The 14,516-nt window shown below is 74.1% G+C and carries 18 protein-coding genes; 14 read left to right on the top strand and 4 right to left on the bottom strand.

The genetic code is table 11. From position 1 onward, the window contains the following. Positions 1-27: 27 nt before the first annotated feature. Entirely contained in the window at positions 28-1,107 is a 1,080-nt protein-coding gene (locus tag FHX32_RS25060; protein ID WP_167188028.1) for an amidohydrolase family protein, read from the top strand. 58 nt (positions 1,108-1,165) lie between these two features. On the opposite strand, the gene FHX32_RS25055 is transcribed toward FHX32_RS25060, so the two are convergent. Then, positions 1,166-1,777, bottom strand: coding sequence for a TetR family transcriptional regulator (locus tag FHX32_RS25055; RefSeq protein ID WP_167188025.1), 612 nt, complete (start codon positions 1,775-1,777; stop codon positions 1,166-1,168). A 104-nt stretch (positions 1,778-1,881) separates the two neighbouring features. Here FHX32_RS25055 and proS point away from each other — a divergent pair, with 104 nt between their 5' ends. The 12 genes from proS to FHX32_RS24995 all read left to right on the top strand — a co-directional run bounded on the left by proS (position 1,882) and on the right by FHX32_RS24995 (position 10,305). Further along, positions 1,882-3,288 (top strand): proline--tRNA ligase, encoded by a 1,407-nt coding sequence (gene proS / locus FHX32_RS25050; RefSeq protein WP_167188022.1) that lies wholly within the window; start codon positions 1,882-1,884, stop codon positions 3,286-3,288. A gap of 167 nt (positions 3,289-3,455) precedes the next feature. Continuing rightward, positions 3,456-4,103: a ribonuclease FAU-1 family protein gene (locus tag FHX32_RS25045; protein ID WP_167188020.1), complete on the top strand. Its 648-nt coding sequence runs from the start codon at positions 3,456-3,458 to the stop codon at positions 4,101-4,103. Between the two features lie 267 nt (positions 4,104-4,370). Continuing rightward, positions 4,371-4,829, top strand: a complete 459-nt coding sequence (gene rpsP, locus FHX32_RS25040; protein WP_088995517.1) for a 30S ribosomal protein S16 — start codon at positions 4,371-4,373, stop codon at positions 4,827-4,829. Continuing rightward, on the top strand, positions 4,804-5,064 hold the full coding sequence (locus FHX32_RS25035) for an RNA-binding protein (protein ID WP_172899384.1): 261 nt from the start codon (positions 4,804-4,806) through the stop codon (positions 5,062-5,064). Before rpsP ends, FHX32_RS25035 begins: the two co-directional genes overlap by 26 nt. Positions 5,065-5,066: 2 nt before the next feature. Beyond that, entirely contained in the window at positions 5,067-5,624 is a 558-nt protein-coding gene (rimM, locus tag FHX32_RS25030; protein ID WP_208419348.1) for a ribosome maturation factor RimM, read from the top strand. 19 nt (positions 5,625-5,643) lie between these two features. Further along, complete coding sequence (gene trmD, locus FHX32_RS25025; protein ID WP_167188016.1) at positions 5,644-6,417, top strand: tRNA (guanosine(37)-N1)-methyltransferase TrmD; 774 nt, start codon at positions 5,644-5,646, stop codon at positions 6,415-6,417. Positions 6,418-6,560: 143 nt separating this feature from the next. Continuing rightward, complete coding sequence (gene rplS / locus FHX32_RS25020) at positions 6,561-6,917, top strand: 50S ribosomal protein L19 (RefSeq protein ID WP_167188014.1); 357 nt, start codon at positions 6,561-6,563, stop codon at positions 6,915-6,917. A 183-nt stretch (positions 6,918-7,100) separates the two neighbouring features. Next, a complete protein-coding gene (lepB, locus tag FHX32_RS25015) occupies positions 7,101-7,973 on the top strand; it encodes a signal peptidase I (protein WP_167188012.1) in 873 nt (290 codons plus the stop codon). A 10-nt stretch (positions 7,974-7,983) separates the two neighbouring features. Then, complete coding sequence (lepB, locus tag FHX32_RS25010; protein ID WP_167188010.1) at positions 7,984-8,619, top strand: signal peptidase I; 636 nt, start codon at positions 7,984-7,986, stop codon at positions 8,617-8,619. Between the two features lie 83 nt (positions 8,620-8,702). After that, a complete protein-coding gene (locus FHX32_RS25005; protein WP_167188008.1) occupies positions 8,703-9,179 on the top strand; it encodes an NUDIX domain-containing protein in 477 nt (158 codons plus the stop codon). Next, positions 9,173-9,985 carry a ribonuclease HII gene (locus FHX32_RS25000; RefSeq protein WP_167188006.1) on the top strand — a complete coding sequence of 271 codons (813 nt, stop codon included), beginning with the start codon at positions 9,173-9,175 and terminating at the stop codon, positions 9,983-9,985. The genes FHX32_RS25005 and FHX32_RS25000 overlap by 7 nt, the downstream gene beginning before the upstream one ends. Beyond that, complete coding sequence (locus tag FHX32_RS24995; RefSeq protein ID WP_007075222.1) at positions 9,982-10,305, top strand: DUF2469 domain-containing protein; 324 nt, start codon at positions 9,982-9,984, stop codon at positions 10,303-10,305. The genes FHX32_RS25000 and FHX32_RS24995 overlap by 4 nt, the downstream gene beginning before the upstream one ends. Positions 10,306-10,463: 158 nt before the next feature. Here FHX32_RS24995 and FHX32_RS24990 read toward each other — a convergent pair whose 3' ends face one another. Then, positions 10,464-11,570: a sulfite oxidase gene (locus FHX32_RS24990; RefSeq protein ID WP_167188004.1), complete on the bottom strand. Its 1,107-nt coding sequence runs from the start codon at positions 11,568-11,570 to the stop codon at positions 10,464-10,466. A gap of 177 nt (positions 11,571-11,747) precedes the next feature. Continuing rightward, complete coding sequence (locus tag FHX32_RS24985) at positions 11,748-12,392, bottom strand: class I SAM-dependent methyltransferase (protein WP_167188002.1); 645 nt, start codon at positions 12,390-12,392, stop codon at positions 11,748-11,750. A 141-nt stretch (positions 12,393-12,533) separates the two neighbouring features. Between FHX32_RS24985 and FHX32_RS24980 the strand changes: the two genes are divergently transcribed. Further along, positions 12,534-13,322, top strand: a complete 789-nt coding sequence (locus tag FHX32_RS24980; RefSeq protein ID WP_167188000.1) for a M23 family metallopeptidase — start codon at positions 12,534-12,536, stop codon at positions 13,320-13,322. Here FHX32_RS24980 and FHX32_RS24975 read toward each other — a convergent pair. Then, positions 13,210-14,391, bottom strand: a complete 1,182-nt coding sequence (locus FHX32_RS24975; RefSeq protein WP_167187998.1) for an aminotransferase class V-fold PLP-dependent enzyme — start codon at positions 14,389-14,391, stop codon at positions 13,210-13,212. The genes FHX32_RS24980 and FHX32_RS24975 overlap by 113 nt on opposite strands. Positions 14,392-14,516: the final 125 nt, after the last annotated feature.

Below are 14,516 nucleotides of genomic sequence, written 5' to 3'. Positions count from 1 at the left end.
AGCGGGTGATCGGGTAGGACTGTGCACATGGCTTGGCATGTGCACGGTGTGCTGCTCCCTGACGACGAGGTCCGGGACATCTGGCTGGTCGGCGACCGGGTCACCTTCGAACCGGTGCCGGGCGCGGAGACCATCGCCGACGGCGGCTTCGTGCTGCCGGGGCTGATCGACGCGCACTGCCACATCGGCATCGCCCGCGGCGGCGCCCCGATCACCTCGCTCGACCAGGCCCGGGAGCTGGCCCGGGTCGACCGGGACGCCGGCGTGCTGGCGATCCGGGACGCCGGCTCGCCGTACCCGTACCCGGAACTCGACGACGATCCCGAGCTGCCCCGGCTGGCCCGGGCCGGCCGGCACGTCGCCCCGCCGAAGCGCTACCTGCGCGACATCGGCATCGAGGTCGGCGCGGCGGAGGTGGCCGCCACGGTGACCGAGCAGGCCCGGGCCGGCAACGGCTGGGTCAAGCTGGTCGGCGACTGGATCGACCGGGGCGTCGGCGACCTGGCGCCGGCATGGGACGCCGCCACCATGACCGCCGCGGTCGAGGCCGCGCACGCCGCCGGGGTACGCGCCGCCGTGCACACCTTCTCCGAGTCGGCGGTCGAGATCATGGTGCGCGCCGGGGTGGACTCGGTGGAGCACGGCACCGGGCTGAGCCTGGACCTGATCGACGAGATGGCCCGGCGGGGCACCGCGCTGGTGCCCACGATGATCAACATCCAGACCTTCGGCGGCATCGCCGACCAGGCGCGGGCCAAGTTCCCCGGGTACGCCGACCACATGCTCGCGCTGCGGGACCGCTTCCCCGAGGTGGTGCGGTCCGCGTACGAGGCGGGGGTGCCGATCTACGTCGGCACGGACGCGGGCGGCGGCATCGACCACGGCCTCGCCGCCGAGGAGATGCTGCTGCTGCACGAGCGGGCCGGCATGCCGGCGGTGGACGTGCTCGCCGCCGCCTCCTGGGACGCCCGCGCCTGGCTGGGCTTTCCCGGCCTGGTCGAGGGCGGCCTGGCCGATCTCGTCGTCTACGCCGAGGACCCCCGCGCCGACCTGCGCGTGGTTCGCACCCCCAGCCGCATCGTGCTGCGCGGCCGCCCGATCCGCTGACCCGCCCGCTCCCCGTGCCGATCAGGGCGCCGGGCTGATCCGGACCCGAACCTCCTGCTCAACCGGGCGGGCTGGAAATGACGGCGGCGCGGGTGAAGAGGTAAACGGCCAGGTCGGCCAGGGCGCGGGCGGTCTGGTCGACGGGCGCGCCGGGCAGCACGATGTGGCTGACCACGAGGCGGACCACGCTGTCGGCGGCGAACCGCAGGGCGGCCCGGTCGGCGCCGGGCACCAGCGTGGTGACCCAGTCCAGCAGCGCACCGGTCGCCTCGGTCAGCACCAGCCCGGACCGGGTGGTGAGGAAGGGCAGCAGCTCGTCGGAGCCGCCCCGCGCGCTGGTCAGGATCGCCTTGATCAGTGGGTTGGTCGCCGCCTCGGCCAGGGTGTGCCGGATCGCCGCGTACGCGCCGGCGCGCACGTCGGTGCCGTGCGCGACCAGGGCCGCCCGCACGTCGGCGACGAACCGGTCGACCTCGCGCCGGGCCAGCGCCTCGGCCAGCCCGGCCTTGCTGCCGAACTCGTTGTAGACGGTCTGCCGGCTCACCCCGGCGGTGGCCGCCACCACGCCCATCCGGACGCTGTCCCAGCCCCGGTCCACGGTCAGCGTCCGGGCCGCGACGACGATCTGGTCCCGCAGCCGCTGGCGTCCGGCGTCCCGCGTCTCGTTCATGATGATCGAAGTCTACGGCCGGGCGTGGTCTCCGGCCCGACCCGCGCGCGGCGTGGGCCGCCCGATCGCGTCGGGCGGCCGGGCGGCGCATAGGATGTGCGGTCATGGCACGCGTGCTCACTCCCCGTGCGGAGGACTTTCCCCGCTGGTACCAGGACCTGATCGCCAAGGCGAAGCTGGCCGACAACGGCCCGGTCCGGGGGACCATGGTGATCCGACCGGCCGGCTACGCCATCTGGGAGCGGATGCAGGCCGAGATGGACGCCCGGATCAAGGCGGCCGGCGCGGAGAACGCGTACTTCCCGCTCTTCATCCCGGAGAACTACCTCAAGCGCGAGGCCGAGCACGTCGAGGGCTTCTCGCCGGAGCTGGCGGTGGTCACCCACGGCGGCGGCAAGCAGCTCGCCGAACCGGTTGTGGTCCGCCCCACCAGCGAGACGGTGATCGGCGAGTTCATGGCCAAGTGGATCGACTCGTACCGGGACCTGCCGCTGCTGCTCAACCAGTGGGCCAACGTGGTCCGCTGGGAGCTGCGCCCCCGGATCTTCCTGCGCACCAGCGAGTTCCTCTGGCAGGAGGGGCACACCGCGCACGCCACCCGCTCCGACGCCCGCGCGTACGCCCGGCGGATCCTGCACGAGGCGTACGAGGACCTGATGGTCAACGTGCTCGGTATCCCGGTGGTGGTCGGCCTGAAGACCGCCCGCGAGCGGTTCGCCGGCGCGACCGCCACCTACACCTGCGAAGGCATGATGGGCGACGGCAAGGCGCTCCAGCTGGGCACCAGCCACGAGCTGGGGCAGAACTTCGCCAAGGCGTTCGACATCAGCTACTCCTCGGCCGAGGGCGGCCGGGAGCACGCCTGGACCACCTCCTGGGGCACCTCGACCCGGATGCTCGGCGGCCTGATCATGTGCCACGGCGACGACAACGGCCTGCGGGTGCCGCCGAAGCTGGCGCCGGTGCAGGCGTACGTCATGGTGGTCAAGGACGGCGAGGGCGTCGGTGAGGCGGCGGCCAAGCTGCGCGACGGCCTGCGCGACGCCGGCGTCCGGGTCGCGCTCGACGACCGCACCGACACCCCGTTCGGCCGCCGGGCCGTCGACGCCGAGCTGCGCGGCTACCCGGTACGCGTCGAGGTCGGCCCTCGCGACCTGGCCGCCGGCAACGCGGTGGTGGTCCGGCGTACGGACGGCTCGAAGTCCCCGGTGCCGGTGGCCGACGTGGTCGGCGCGGTGCTGGCCGCGCTGGAGGCCGACCAGCGGGCGCTGCACGACCAGGCGCTGGCCCACCGGCAGTCCCGGACCACCGAGGTGAGCACCCTCGCGGAGGCGATCGAGGCGGCGGCCACCGGCTGGGCCCGGGTGCCGTGGTCGGCGGTCGGTGTCGAGGGCGAGGCGGCGGCGAACGGCCAGGGCGTGACGGTGCGCTGCCTGGTCCGCGCCGACGGCTCGGTGCCGGACAGCGAGGACGAGCCCGACCTGGTCGCCATCCTGGCCCGCGCCTACTGACCCACCCGTCCGGCAGCCGGTCCCGCCTCGGCGGGGCCGGCTTCCGCGTCGTGCGGGGCGCGGCGGCATCGCTTCGGCGGGGCCGTGTCCGTCCAGAGCGTTCCGGCGGGTCCGCGTCTCGCGCGGCCCGCGGAGGCCGGCGCGCCGCCGCCGGTAGGGTCGCCTCCGTGAGGTTCGAACCGGGGCGGTTGATCGTGCACCGCAACGTGCGGCGCGGGCGGATCGGCTGGGTCCGCCCGGCGCGGGTGGTCAGCGACGACGACCGGGGCCTGCTGCTCTGGATCGCCCGGGACACCCCGGTGGCCAACGAGGTCACCGCGGCCGGGCTGGGCATGCGGGCGATGCCGTTCGGCGAGTGGATCGCCGCGTCGTACCGGCTGGCGGTGGACCGGTGGAACGGGCCGCCGCTGCTGAAGTTCCTGCCCACCGGCGCGGCGCACTCGGTCTGGTGGTTCCGCGACGCGCGTGACGAGTTCGCGACCTGGTACGTCAACCTCGAGGAGCCGGGGGTGCGCTGGGACGACGGCGCGCTCGCCGGGGTCGACGTGGTCGACCAGGACCTCGACGTGCTGGTCCGACCGGACCGGAGCTGGGAGTGGAAGGACGAGGAGGAGTTCGCCGAGCGGCTGGCGTACCCCGACGACTACTGGGTGGCGGACGAGAACGCGGTCCGGGCCGAGGGCAAGCGGGTGATCGCGCTGGCCGAGGCGGGGGAGTTCCCGTTCGACGGCACCTGGTGCGACTTCGCCCCGCCGCCGGACTGGACCGCCCCCGAGGCGTTGCCGGCCGGCTGGGACCGCCCGCCGGTGCGCTGACCGGTCCGCCGATCGGGCGGCCGAAGGTGTGTTTTCGGTCACCTCGACCGCTCGCCGGATGACCCGTACCGGTCCGGTGTGAGAGATCCGGGCCGGATCTGGCAGAATGGCTGGCTGGTATCCGGCGTGTGCCCGGCGCCCTCTAACCCGGGCACGTCGCCAGTCCACCGAGCAGTCTCCGGCCCAACCCCACTGTGCCGGTCGGCGCTCACCCGTGCACACCGCCCCGTGTTGGGCCGGTGAGATCGCAACAGGAGCGAAACAACTGTGGCCGTAAAGATCCGGCTTCTGCGGATGGGCAAGATCCGCAACCCGCAGTACCGCATCGTCGTCGCCGACTCGCGCACCAAGCGCGACGGGCGGGCGATCGAGTTCGTCGGGATCTACCAGCCGAAGGAGGACCCTTCGGTGATCGAGGTCAAGTCGGACCGGGTCCAGTACTGGCTGTCCGTCGGCGCCCAGCCGAGCGAGGCGGTGCAGCGGCTGCTGGAGCTGACCGGTGACTGGCAGAAGTTCAAGGGCCTGCCGGCCCCGCCGCCGCTGAAGGTGGCCCCCGAGCGGGCCGACCGCACCGCGGCGTACGAGGCCGAGGCGAAGGCCGCCGCCGGGCTGGCCGAGGCTCCGGCCAAGCCGGCCAAGAAGGCCGCCAAGGCCGAGGCTCCGGCCGCCGAGGAGGCGCCGAAGACGGAGGAGCAGGCCGGTGCGGACTCCGGCGAGCAGGCCTGACGTGGCTCTGCGTCCGGCGCTGGAGCACCTGGTCAAGGGCATCGTCGACCACCCGGACGATGTCCGTGTCCGGCTGGTCGACAACCGTCGGGGCAAGCGGCTGGAAGTCCGCGTGCACCCGGAGGACCTCGGCACGGTGATCGGGCGGTCCGGCCGGACCGCCAAGGCGCTGCGCCAGGTGATCGGCTCCATCGGTGGACGCGGCGTACGCGTCGACATCGTCGACTCGTACTGATGCTGCTCATCGTCGGCAGGATCGGTAAGCCGCACGGCATCCGCGGTGAGGTCACCGTGGAAGTGCGGACCGACGAACCCGAGGCGCGGTTCGCCCCCGGCATGGTGCTGCGCACCGAGCCGGGGGCGACGCCCCCGCCCACCTCGCCGTCCGCGGGCCCGGGGGTGCCGTTCCGGGTGCCCGCCGAACTGACCGTGGAGTCCGCCCGGTGGCACCAGGGCCGGCTGCTGGTGGCCTTCGAGGGTGTGCTGGACCGGGACGTCGCCGAGGCGCTGCGCGGCACCCTGCTCGGGGTGGACAGCGCCGACGTGGCCCCGCCGGAGGACCCGGAGGAGTTCAACGACCACCAGCTCGTCGGGCTCGCCGCGGTCACCCCGGCCGGCGAGCCGCTCGGCGAGGTGGCCCGGATCGACCACGCCCCCGCCTCCGACCTGCTGGTGCTGCGCCGCCCCGAGGGGAAGACCGCGCTGATCCCGTTCGTCAAGGCGATCGTTCCCGAGGTCGACCTGGCCGGTGGCCGCGTGGTCGTCGACCCGCCAGCCGGTCTGCTCGACCTCTGACCCGCCGGAGCACCCCCGCATGCGCGTCGACATCGTGTCGATCTTCCCGGAGTACCTCGCCCCGCTGGAGCTGTCGCTCATCGGCAAGGCCCGGGCCAACGGCACGCTCCGGCTGGCCGTACACGACCTGCGCACCTGGACCCACGACGTGCACCGCACGGTCGACGACACCCCGTACGGCGGCGGGCCGGGCATGGTGATGCGGCCGGAGCCGTGGGGCGAGGCGCTCGACGCGCTCGCACCGGCGGAGCTGACCCCGCCGCGACTGCTGGTGCCCGCTCCGGTGGGCGTCCCGTTCACCCAGGCGCTGGCCCACGAGCTGGCCGCCGAGCCGCACCTGCTCTTCGCCTGCGGCCGGTACGAGGGCATCGACCAGCGGGTGCTCGACCACGCCGCCACCCGGATGCCGGTCACCGAGGTCTCCCTCGGCGACTACGTGCTCTTCGGCGGCGAGGTCGCGGTGCTGGTGATTTTGGAGGCGGTCACCCGGCTGCTGCCCGGGGTGCTCGGCAACGCCGGCTCGCTGGACGAGGAGTCGCACGCGCACGGCCTGCTGGAGGCCCCCGTCTACACCAAGCCGCCGAGCTGGCGCGGCCTGGACGTGCCCGAGGTGCTCCGCTCCGGCGACCACGGCCGGATCGCCCGCTGGCGGCGGGAGGAGGGGCTGGTCCGCACCGCGCGTCGCCGGCCCGACCTGCTCGCCGCGCTGGACCCGGCGCGCCTGGACAAACGGGACGTCGCGGCGTTGGAGCGGGCCGGATTTCAGCCGCCACCGGAGGATGTGGCAAAGTAGAGGGGTTGCCGCATCCGGCCGCGCCGCGGACGGCTGCGAGGATCCCCGACCGGGGTCGGCGCCACCGATCACCACCCGAGGATCAGAATCACCCACCCGCGCACCGACTGACGGTGCGCCGTGAGCCTCACGAGGTTGCTGCGATGAACATCCTGGACGCCCTTGACGCCCAGTCGAAGCGGTCCGACGTCCCCGACTTCCGGGCCGGTGACACCGTCAAGGTGCACGCCCGGGTGGTCGAGGGCAACCGGTCCCGTGTCCAGATCTTCCAGGGCGTGGTCATCCGCCGCCAGGGTGACGGCCTGCGCGAGACCTTCTCGGTCCGCAAGGTGAGCTTCGGTGTCGGCGTCGAGCGGACCTACCCGGTCAACAGCCCGGCCATCGACCGGATCGAGGTCGTCACCCGCGGGGACGTCCGGCGCGCCAAGCTCTACTACCTGCGCGAGCTGCGGGGCAAGAAGGCCAAGATCAAGGAGAAGCGCGAGAAGCAGCCCAGCTGACTTCCGCTCGCCACGCCGCCTGAGCTGCGCGTATGTCGTACGACCCGGCCCGCACTACGCTGGGCGTACGGGCGCGGCGGGGCGGTCACCCCGCGACAGCGGCGGGGAGACGTCCACTACCGCCCGGGGAGCCTCGACAGGGTTCCCGGGCGGTAGTGTCATTTCTGCGGACCGGAGAGTGGCGTGGTGCAGACGCTTGACGAGGGCGGCGCGGTCGATCCGTGGCGCCGCCGGTCCCGCCGCGGGCGCCGGCAGATGCCGCTCTGGCAGGAACTGCCGCTGCTGCTGGTCGTCGCGTTCTGCCTCGCGGTGCTGATCCGCACCTTCCTGCTCCAGGCGTTCTTCATCCCGTCCGGTTCGATGGAGGACACCCTCCTCGTCGGCGACCGGGTCCTGGTCAACAAGGTCGTCTACGACGTGCGTGACCCGAAGCGGGGCGAGGTGGTGGTGTTCCGGGGCACCGACCGGTGGGCCCCCCAGGTCGACGAGGAGCTCGACCCGGGCTTCGTCGGCAGGCTCAGCCGCACCGTCGGCGACCTGGTCGGGGTGAGCAGGCCCGGCGAGAAGGACTTCATCAAGCGGGTCATCGGGCTGCCCGGCGACCGGGTGAAGTGCTGCGACGCGCAGGGCCGGGTGACCGTCAACGGCACCCCGCTGAACGAGACGTACGTGGTGCGCGACTCCCCGCTGGACATCCCACCGAACCCCCGCGAGTGTCGCTCCCGGCGCTTCGAGGAGGTGGTCGTCCCGCCCGGGCAGATCTTCGTGATGGGCGACCACCGGCTGGTCTCGCAGGACGCCCGCTGCCAGGGCCCGGTGCCGATCGAGAACGTGGTCGGCCGGGCCTTCACGGTGGTCTGGCCGTCGTCGCGGTGGAGTGCCCTCTCGGTGCCGGAGACCTTCGCCGACGTACGCGGGCCGGCCGTGGCCGCCCCGGACGGGCCGCCGCCGGTGCGGCCCACCCCGGAGGGCGGTGTCGTCCTGCTCCTCCCGCTCACGGCCGCGCTGTGGGGTTCTCGCGCGTTCCGGACGGTGACGTCCAGCCGGGCAACGTAGGCTCCATCCCGTGATTGACGAGCAGACCGACAAGCCCCGCAGCTCCTTCTGGAAGGAGCTGCCCATCCTCCTGGGCGTGGCGATCCTGGTCGCGGTGCTGGTGCGTGCCTTCGTGCTGCAGACCTTCTTCATTCCCTCGCCGTCCATGGAGAACACGCTCCAGATCGACGATCGGGTGCTGGTCAACAAGCTGGTGTACGACTTCCGCTCGCCCCGGCGGGGCGAGGTCATCGTGTTCAAGGCGCCGCTGGAGTGGAGCAGCAACCCCGACGGCGAGGACTTCATCAAGCGGGTGATCGGCGTCGGCGGCGACCACGTGGTCTGCTGCGACCCGCAGGACCGGCTGGTGATCAACGGCAAGCCGCTCGACGAGCCGTACATCTTCTCGATGGACGGGCAGCGGGACAAGCCGGCCGACCAGGAGTTCGACGTCACCGTCCCGGAGGGCCGGCTCTGGGTGATGGGCGACCACCGGTCCGCCTCCGGCGACTCGCTGGAGCACTGGCAGCAGTCCGGGCAGGACATCACCGTGGCCACCATCGACGAGGACGAGGTCGTCGGGCGGGCGTTCACCGTCTTCTGGCCGGTCAGCCGGGCCACCTGGTTGAGCGTGCCGGAGCAGTACGAGAGCATCCCGAACTCCTGACCGGCGGATCCGGCGCCGGCGCGCGGCGGGCCGATCCCGGCGGGGGCGTGGGCGTTGTCGGCGGCGTCTGGCAGGCTGGTGCGGTGACGGTCTACACCCCTCGGCGCGCGGCCCGCGTGCTGCTCGTCGACGCGGCCGGTCGGGTGCTGCTCTTCGCCGGGTTCGACCCGGCCCGGCCCGACCACCGCTACTGGTTCACCCCGGGCGGCGGCCTGGATCCGGGGGAGTCCCCGGCGGTCGGGGCCGCCCGCGAGCTGGTCGAGGAGACCGGGCTGCGGCTGACCCCCGAGCAGCTCGGCGAGCCGGTCTGGCGGGACACCATCGAGTTCCCCTTCGACGGGGTCTGGTACCGGCAGGAGCAGGAGTTCTTCCTGGTCCGGGTGCCGGCCTGGGAGGTGGACACGACCGGCTTCAGCGACGTCGAGCGGGCCAGCGTGGACGGGCACCGCTGGTGGTCGGTCGACGAGCTGGCCGGCACCGACGAGCGCTACTACCCGCCCGACCTGCCCACGGTGCTGGCCCGGGTGCTGTCGCCGACCGCCGGAGGTGCGCCGTGCTGACCCCGCCGCGCACCGTGGTGCGCCGTGAGGCCGGGCTCTACGCGCTGGAGCGGGCGCTGCAGCGGCGCGGCTTCCGGCACGTGGCCGGGGCCGACGAGGCCGGCCGGGGCGCCTGCGCCGGGCCGCTGGTCGCCGCCGCGGCGATCCTGCCCGAGGGCCGCCGCGGCGAGATCGACGGGCTGGCCGACTCCAAGCTGCTCACCCCGGCCAGCCGGGAGCGGGTCTACGACGAGGTGGTCGCCCGGGCGCTGGCGTACGCCGTGGTGGTGATCCCGGCCGAGGAGGTCGACGCCCGCGGCCTGCACGTGTGCAACCTGGCCGCGATGCGCCGGGCGCTGGCCTCGCTGACCACCCGGCCCGAGTATGTGCTGACCGACGGCTTCGGGGTGGACGGCCTGGACGTGCCGGGGCTGGCCGTCTGGAAGGGCGACCGGGTGGCCGCCTGCGTGGCGGCGGCCAGCGTGCTGGCCAAGGTCACCCGGGACCGGATCATGGTCGAGCTGGACGGAACCTTCCCCGGTTACGGGTTCGCCGAGCACAAGGGTTACATCACGCCGGAGCACAGCGCGGCGCTGCGCGAGCGCGGGCCGTGCCGGGAGCACCGGTTCTCGTACGTCAACGTGGCCGCCGTCTCCGGGCGCGACGGCCGCCCACCGCGCTCGCGCCGACCGGTGGGCGCAAGCCCGGACGAGCCGATGGAGCACTTCGGCGCGGCAAGGGGTACCGTCGGCGTGGCGTTGGGCGAGCAGCCTCGGCCCTCGGCGCCGGTGGGGGAAGATGTGGTCATGGAAGGCGGAGTGCGATGAGCGCGGAAGATCTCGAGAAGTACGAGACCGAGATGGAGCTGCAGCTCTACCGGGAGTACCGCGACATTGTCCGCCAGTTCTCCTACGTGGTGGAGACGGAACGCCGCTTCTACCTCGCCAACCAGGTCGACCTGCACGTGCGCAACTCCGACGGCGAGGTCTACTTCGAGGTCGAGATGCACGACGCCTGGGTGTGGGACATGTACCGCCCCGCGCGGTTCGTGAAGAATGTCCGGGTGATGACGTTCAAGGACGTCAACGTCGAGGAGCTGGAGAAGCCAGACATCTCCCTGCCCGCCGACTCCGGCTTCGGCGGCTGACCCACCCCGTCGGCACCCCCACGCCGACCCCACCCCACCCTCCCCGCGCTGCGCCCCGGTAGACGGCCGCGTTGATCATGAAGTTGTCGCGACACGCCGGTGGCGGATGACAACAGCTCCATGATCGACCTTGACCCCGCGGGCCTCGGGTGGGGGCGTCAGGTGGGGATGACCGCCACGTCCACCCGCTGGACGAGGTTGTTCGCGAAGCCGCCGCGGTTCCAGGGCTGCTCGACGGGCTGGGTCCGGCCGGTGGCGTCGGTGGCCCGGGCACTCAGCACGTGCCGGCCCGGCGGCGCGTCCCATTCGTAGCGCCAGCGCCGCCAGGCGAACTCGCCGCCGGTCGGTTCGTCCAGGGTGGCCGACGCCCAGGTCGCGCCGCCGTCCGTGGTCACCTCCACCGCCACCACCGGGGCGTGGCCGGACCAGGCCCGACCGTCCAGCTTGCACGGTCCCGGCCGGAGCACCCGGGTCCGGGACATGAAGTCCGGGAAGCCGGGCGGCCGGACCAGCGCGCGCGGCTCGATCCGGGTCACCGGCACGCCCGGGTCGTCGGCGTCCTGCCGCAGCCGGTAGGCCACCGCGTTCTGGTAGCCGGTGAACGGCTCGGTCAGCACGCTGATCGAGCGCAGCCACTTGACGTGCGCCATCCCGTACCAGCCGGGCACGATGAGCCGCAGCGGAGCGCCGTGCTGCGGCAGCAGGGGAGCGCCGTTCATCTCGTACGCCAGCAGCACCTCCTCGCGCAGCGCCTCGGCGACCGGCAGCGCCCGCTGGTAGTCCTGCTCGACACCCCGCTCGATGCCGTGGTCGGCGCCGGTGAAGACCACGTCCACGGCGTCGGCGTCCAGGCCCGCCTCGCGCAGCAGCGGCGCCAGCGGGGTGCCGGTCCACTCCGCGTTGCCGACCGCCTCCACCAGCCACGGTTGGCTCACCGGGCGGGGGTGCAGCAGGGCCCGCCCGTTGCCCGCGCACTCGAGCGTCACCCGGTGGGTGACCCGGGGCCGGGCCCGCAGGTCGGCCAGGTCGAGAGTGAGCGGCCGCGCCACCGCGCCGTCCACCCGCAGCAGGTGACCGGCCGGGTCGAGGTCGGGGATGTCGTAGTGGATGAGCAGGTAGTGCAACCCCGCCGGGGTCACGTCGTAGCGGAGCGCCTCCAGCGGGATGCCGTGGTTGCGGGCCGCCAGTTGCAGCTCCTCGGCGCTGATCGTCTCGTCCGGCTCGGCCAGCCGCGACGGCCGGCTCACCTCGTCCACAGTGGTCATGGTGGCCTCCCGGTCCGCGCCGGCGGCGTCCGCCGTACGCGCGCCCAGCCTAGAACCTCCGGCCGGGCCCGGACCGGCCGGAGGCCGCCTGTTCCGGGTCGGGACGGGCGTGCCGCCTCGAGTGGTTGCCTGTCCCGGTCGGGATGGGCGTGCCGCCTCGGGTGCTGCCCGTTCCGGTCACGGCAGGCGGCCGTCGCCGACGAACTCGAACATGGTCACCCCGGGCGGCAGCGGCCGGGGTTCGCCGGCGAAGCGGTGCACGCCCACGCCGACGCCGTCCGCCGGGCTGCTCACCGACACCGGGACGAAGCCCTCCTCGGCGAACCAGTCGCAGATCGCCGGCACCAGGTCCGGGCTGCGCCGGTGCCGGGTCCAGAAGACCGTCCCGCCGGTGGCGCAGAGCGCCGCGCAGTACCGAACGGTGCGCCGGATGTCCGCCTCGGAGATGTTGCCGAACACACCGCAGGCGAGCACCAGGTCCGCCGGCGCCAGGTCGGCGTACGCGTCGGTGCGGGCGGCGTCCCCGACCACCACCTCCACCCGGGTGAGGCCGGCGTCGGCGGCGGCCGCCCGGGCCACCTCGGCGTTGCGCGGATCCAGCTCGACCAGCCGGGCGGTCACGTCGTCCCGGCGCGGATGCCCGGCCAGCACCGGGATCAGGTCCCGGCCCTGCCCGGCACAGAGGCTCACCGCCCGCAGCGGCCCCGGCCGGGCGCTGTCGAGCGCCTCCCGCAGCCGCGTCCGTAGCTCGGCCAGCCGGCGGGAAAGCGCCGATCCCGGCTCGTCGTAGTCGTCGTGCCAGGCGTACCAGTCCTTCGTCACCGGCCCAGCCTAGGGGCGGGGTCGAGCGCCGGCACATAGCAGATCATCGGTCGGATCGGTGGCTGTCCACAGCGGGCTCCGCCGTCCACAGCCGGCCACCGGCGGGCGGCGAGGCCGCTCGCCCCCGGGCAGGCTGCGCCCATGCGACCGACCTCGTTCAGTGCCGTCGCCGCGCTCTGCGCCGCCCTGCTGGCCGGCGGACCGGAGCCGCCGTCCGGTCCCCCGGCCGCCGGCCCGGCGTGGGCGACCACGGCCGGGGCGGACATCCCGGGTGCCGCGCCGGCTGTTCCGGCGGGCTCGTCGGCGGTCGGGCAGCGCACCGTGGCCGCGCCGGCCGAGGGTGCCGCTCGGGTCCGGTTCCGGTGGCCGCTGGACGGCCCGCCGCGCCTGGTGCGCCGGTTCGACCCGCCGCCGCAGCCGTGGCTTCCCGGTCACCGCGGCGTCGACCTGGCCGCCGTGCCCGGTGCCATCGTGCGGGCCGCCGGCCCCGGCACTGTGCTCTTCGCCGGGCTGGTCGCCGGCCGCCCGGTGGTCACCGTCGGGCACGCCGGCGGCCTGCGAACCACTCACGAACCGGTCCAACCGGCGGTCCGCCCGGGCACCCCGGTCTCGGCCGGCACATCGTTGGGCACTCTGCTGGGCGGGCACGCGGGCTGCCCGGCACCGGCCTGCCTGCACTGGGGACTGCGCCGCGGCGCCGAGTACCTCGACCCGCTGGCGCTGCTCGGTCTCGGGCCGGTGCGACTGCTGCCGCTGTCCGGCGCGGCGCCCGCCGACGTCGTCGGGGTCAGCGGGCGTGGGCGGCGCACGGCCCGGGTCAGCGTAGGGCGAGCAGCGGCGGCAGCCGCACCGAGAGCCGCTCGTACTCGTCGGCGGAGTTGTAGACCTGGCCACACAGGCGCAGCCAGCCGCGCCCGTCCCAGGCCATGACCGCCACCTCGGTGGCGAGCCGCTCGGCGATGCGGGCGCGCAGCGCCCGAGCCGCGTCGATGGTGGTGGCCAGGCCCGGCGGCAGCGGCACGATCCGCATGGCGATCCCCGGCCCGCCGGGGTCCGGCAGGTCGGCCGGCGCCACCCCGAGTGCGTCCCCCAGCACCCGCTGGCCGTACGCGACGAGCGCGGCGTTGTGCGCGCGTACCCGGTCGACGCCGAGGCTGCGCAGCGTGAACAGGCCCGCCGGCGCCGCCAGCCAGGCGGTGTAGTCCTGCGTCGCCTGCCACTCGACCCGCTGCGGGAACCCGGTCTGCTGCTCCCAGGAGACCACCAGCGGCTCGATCCGCTCCCGCCACCTCGGGGCCACCACGAGCACGGCGGTGCCGCGCGGCGCGTAGCCCCACTTGTGCAGGTTGCCCACCCAGAAGTCGGCGCCGATGCTGTCCACCGGAGTGGGCAGCATGCCGGGCGCGTGCGCGGCATCGATCAGCACCGGGACGCCGTGCTCGCGGGCCACTCCGACGATCGCGGCGACCGGGAAGAGCCGGGCGGTGGCCGAGGTGAGCTGGTCGACCACGAGCAGCTTGGTCCGGCCGGGGCGCAGCCCGGCCCGGATCACCTCGACCACCTCCTCGTCGGTGGCGGCCAGCGGCACCCGCACCGTCCGGGTCACCGCCCCGGTACGGCGGCACTCGCGCCGGACGGACAGGTCGACCGCGCCGTAGCCGTGATCGGTGGTGAGCACCTCGTCGTCCGGGCGCAGTCCGAGCGACTGGAGGACCACCGCCACCCCGGTGGTGGCGTTCGCGACCAGCGCCGTGCCGTCCGGGTCGGCGCCGAGCGCGGTCGCCAGGTGCCGGCGGGTGTGGGTGATCCGGTCGACGAGCCCCTGGGTGAAGAAGCGCAGCGGGTTCGCCTCCATCTCGTCGCGCAGCCGCTGCTGGGCCCGCTGTACGCCGATGGGCACCGCGCCGAACGAGCCGTGGTTGAGGTGGCTGACCGCCGGATCGAGGGAGAAGAGCAGGCGGGCGCCCGGAATCGGCTCGGGCGGCTGCGGGACGCTCACCCGATGATCGTAACCGCTGGTCGATCTTCCACCGCCCGGTTCGATCGGGGCCACGGGGCCCGCCGGCGCCACCGGTACCGGCGAGAGCAGGCCGACCGGCGTCCCCGGCCCGGCCGCGAACGCCG

The organism is Micromonospora sp. CNZ280 (assembly GCF_011759515.1).
This window is presented reverse-complemented; position numbering and strand designations above follow the sequence as displayed.

Coding starts and splice junctions, on each gene's coding strand:
- FHX32_RS25060 (WP_167188028.1), top strand. CDS start 28: ATGGCTTGGCATGTGCACGGTGTGCTGCTCCCTGACGACGAGGTCCGG.
- FHX32_RS25055 (WP_167188025.1), bottom strand. CDS start 1,777: ATGAACGAGACGCGGGACGCCGGACGCCAGCGGCTGCGGGACCAGATC.
- proS (WP_167188022.1), top strand. CDS start 1,882: ATGGCACGCGTGCTCACTCCCCGTGCGGAGGACTTTCCCCGCTGGTAC.
- trmD (WP_167188016.1), top strand. CDS start 5,644: ATGCGCGTCGACATCGTGTCGATCTTCCCGGAGTACCTCGCCCCGCTG.
- rplS (WP_167188014.1), top strand. CDS start 6,561: ATGAACATCCTGGACGCCCTTGACGCCCAGTCGAAGCGGTCCGACGTC.
- FHX32_RS24995 (WP_007075222.1), top strand. CDS start 9,982: ATGAGCGCGGAAGATCTCGAGAAGTACGAGACCGAGATGGAGCTGCAG.
- FHX32_RS24990 (WP_167188004.1), bottom strand. CDS start 11,570: ATGACCACTGTGGACGAGGTGAGCCGGCCGTCGCGGCTGGCCGAGCCG.
- FHX32_RS24980 (WP_167188000.1), top strand. CDS start 12,534: ATGCGACCGACCTCGTTCAGTGCCGTCGCCGCGCTCTGCGCCGCCCTG.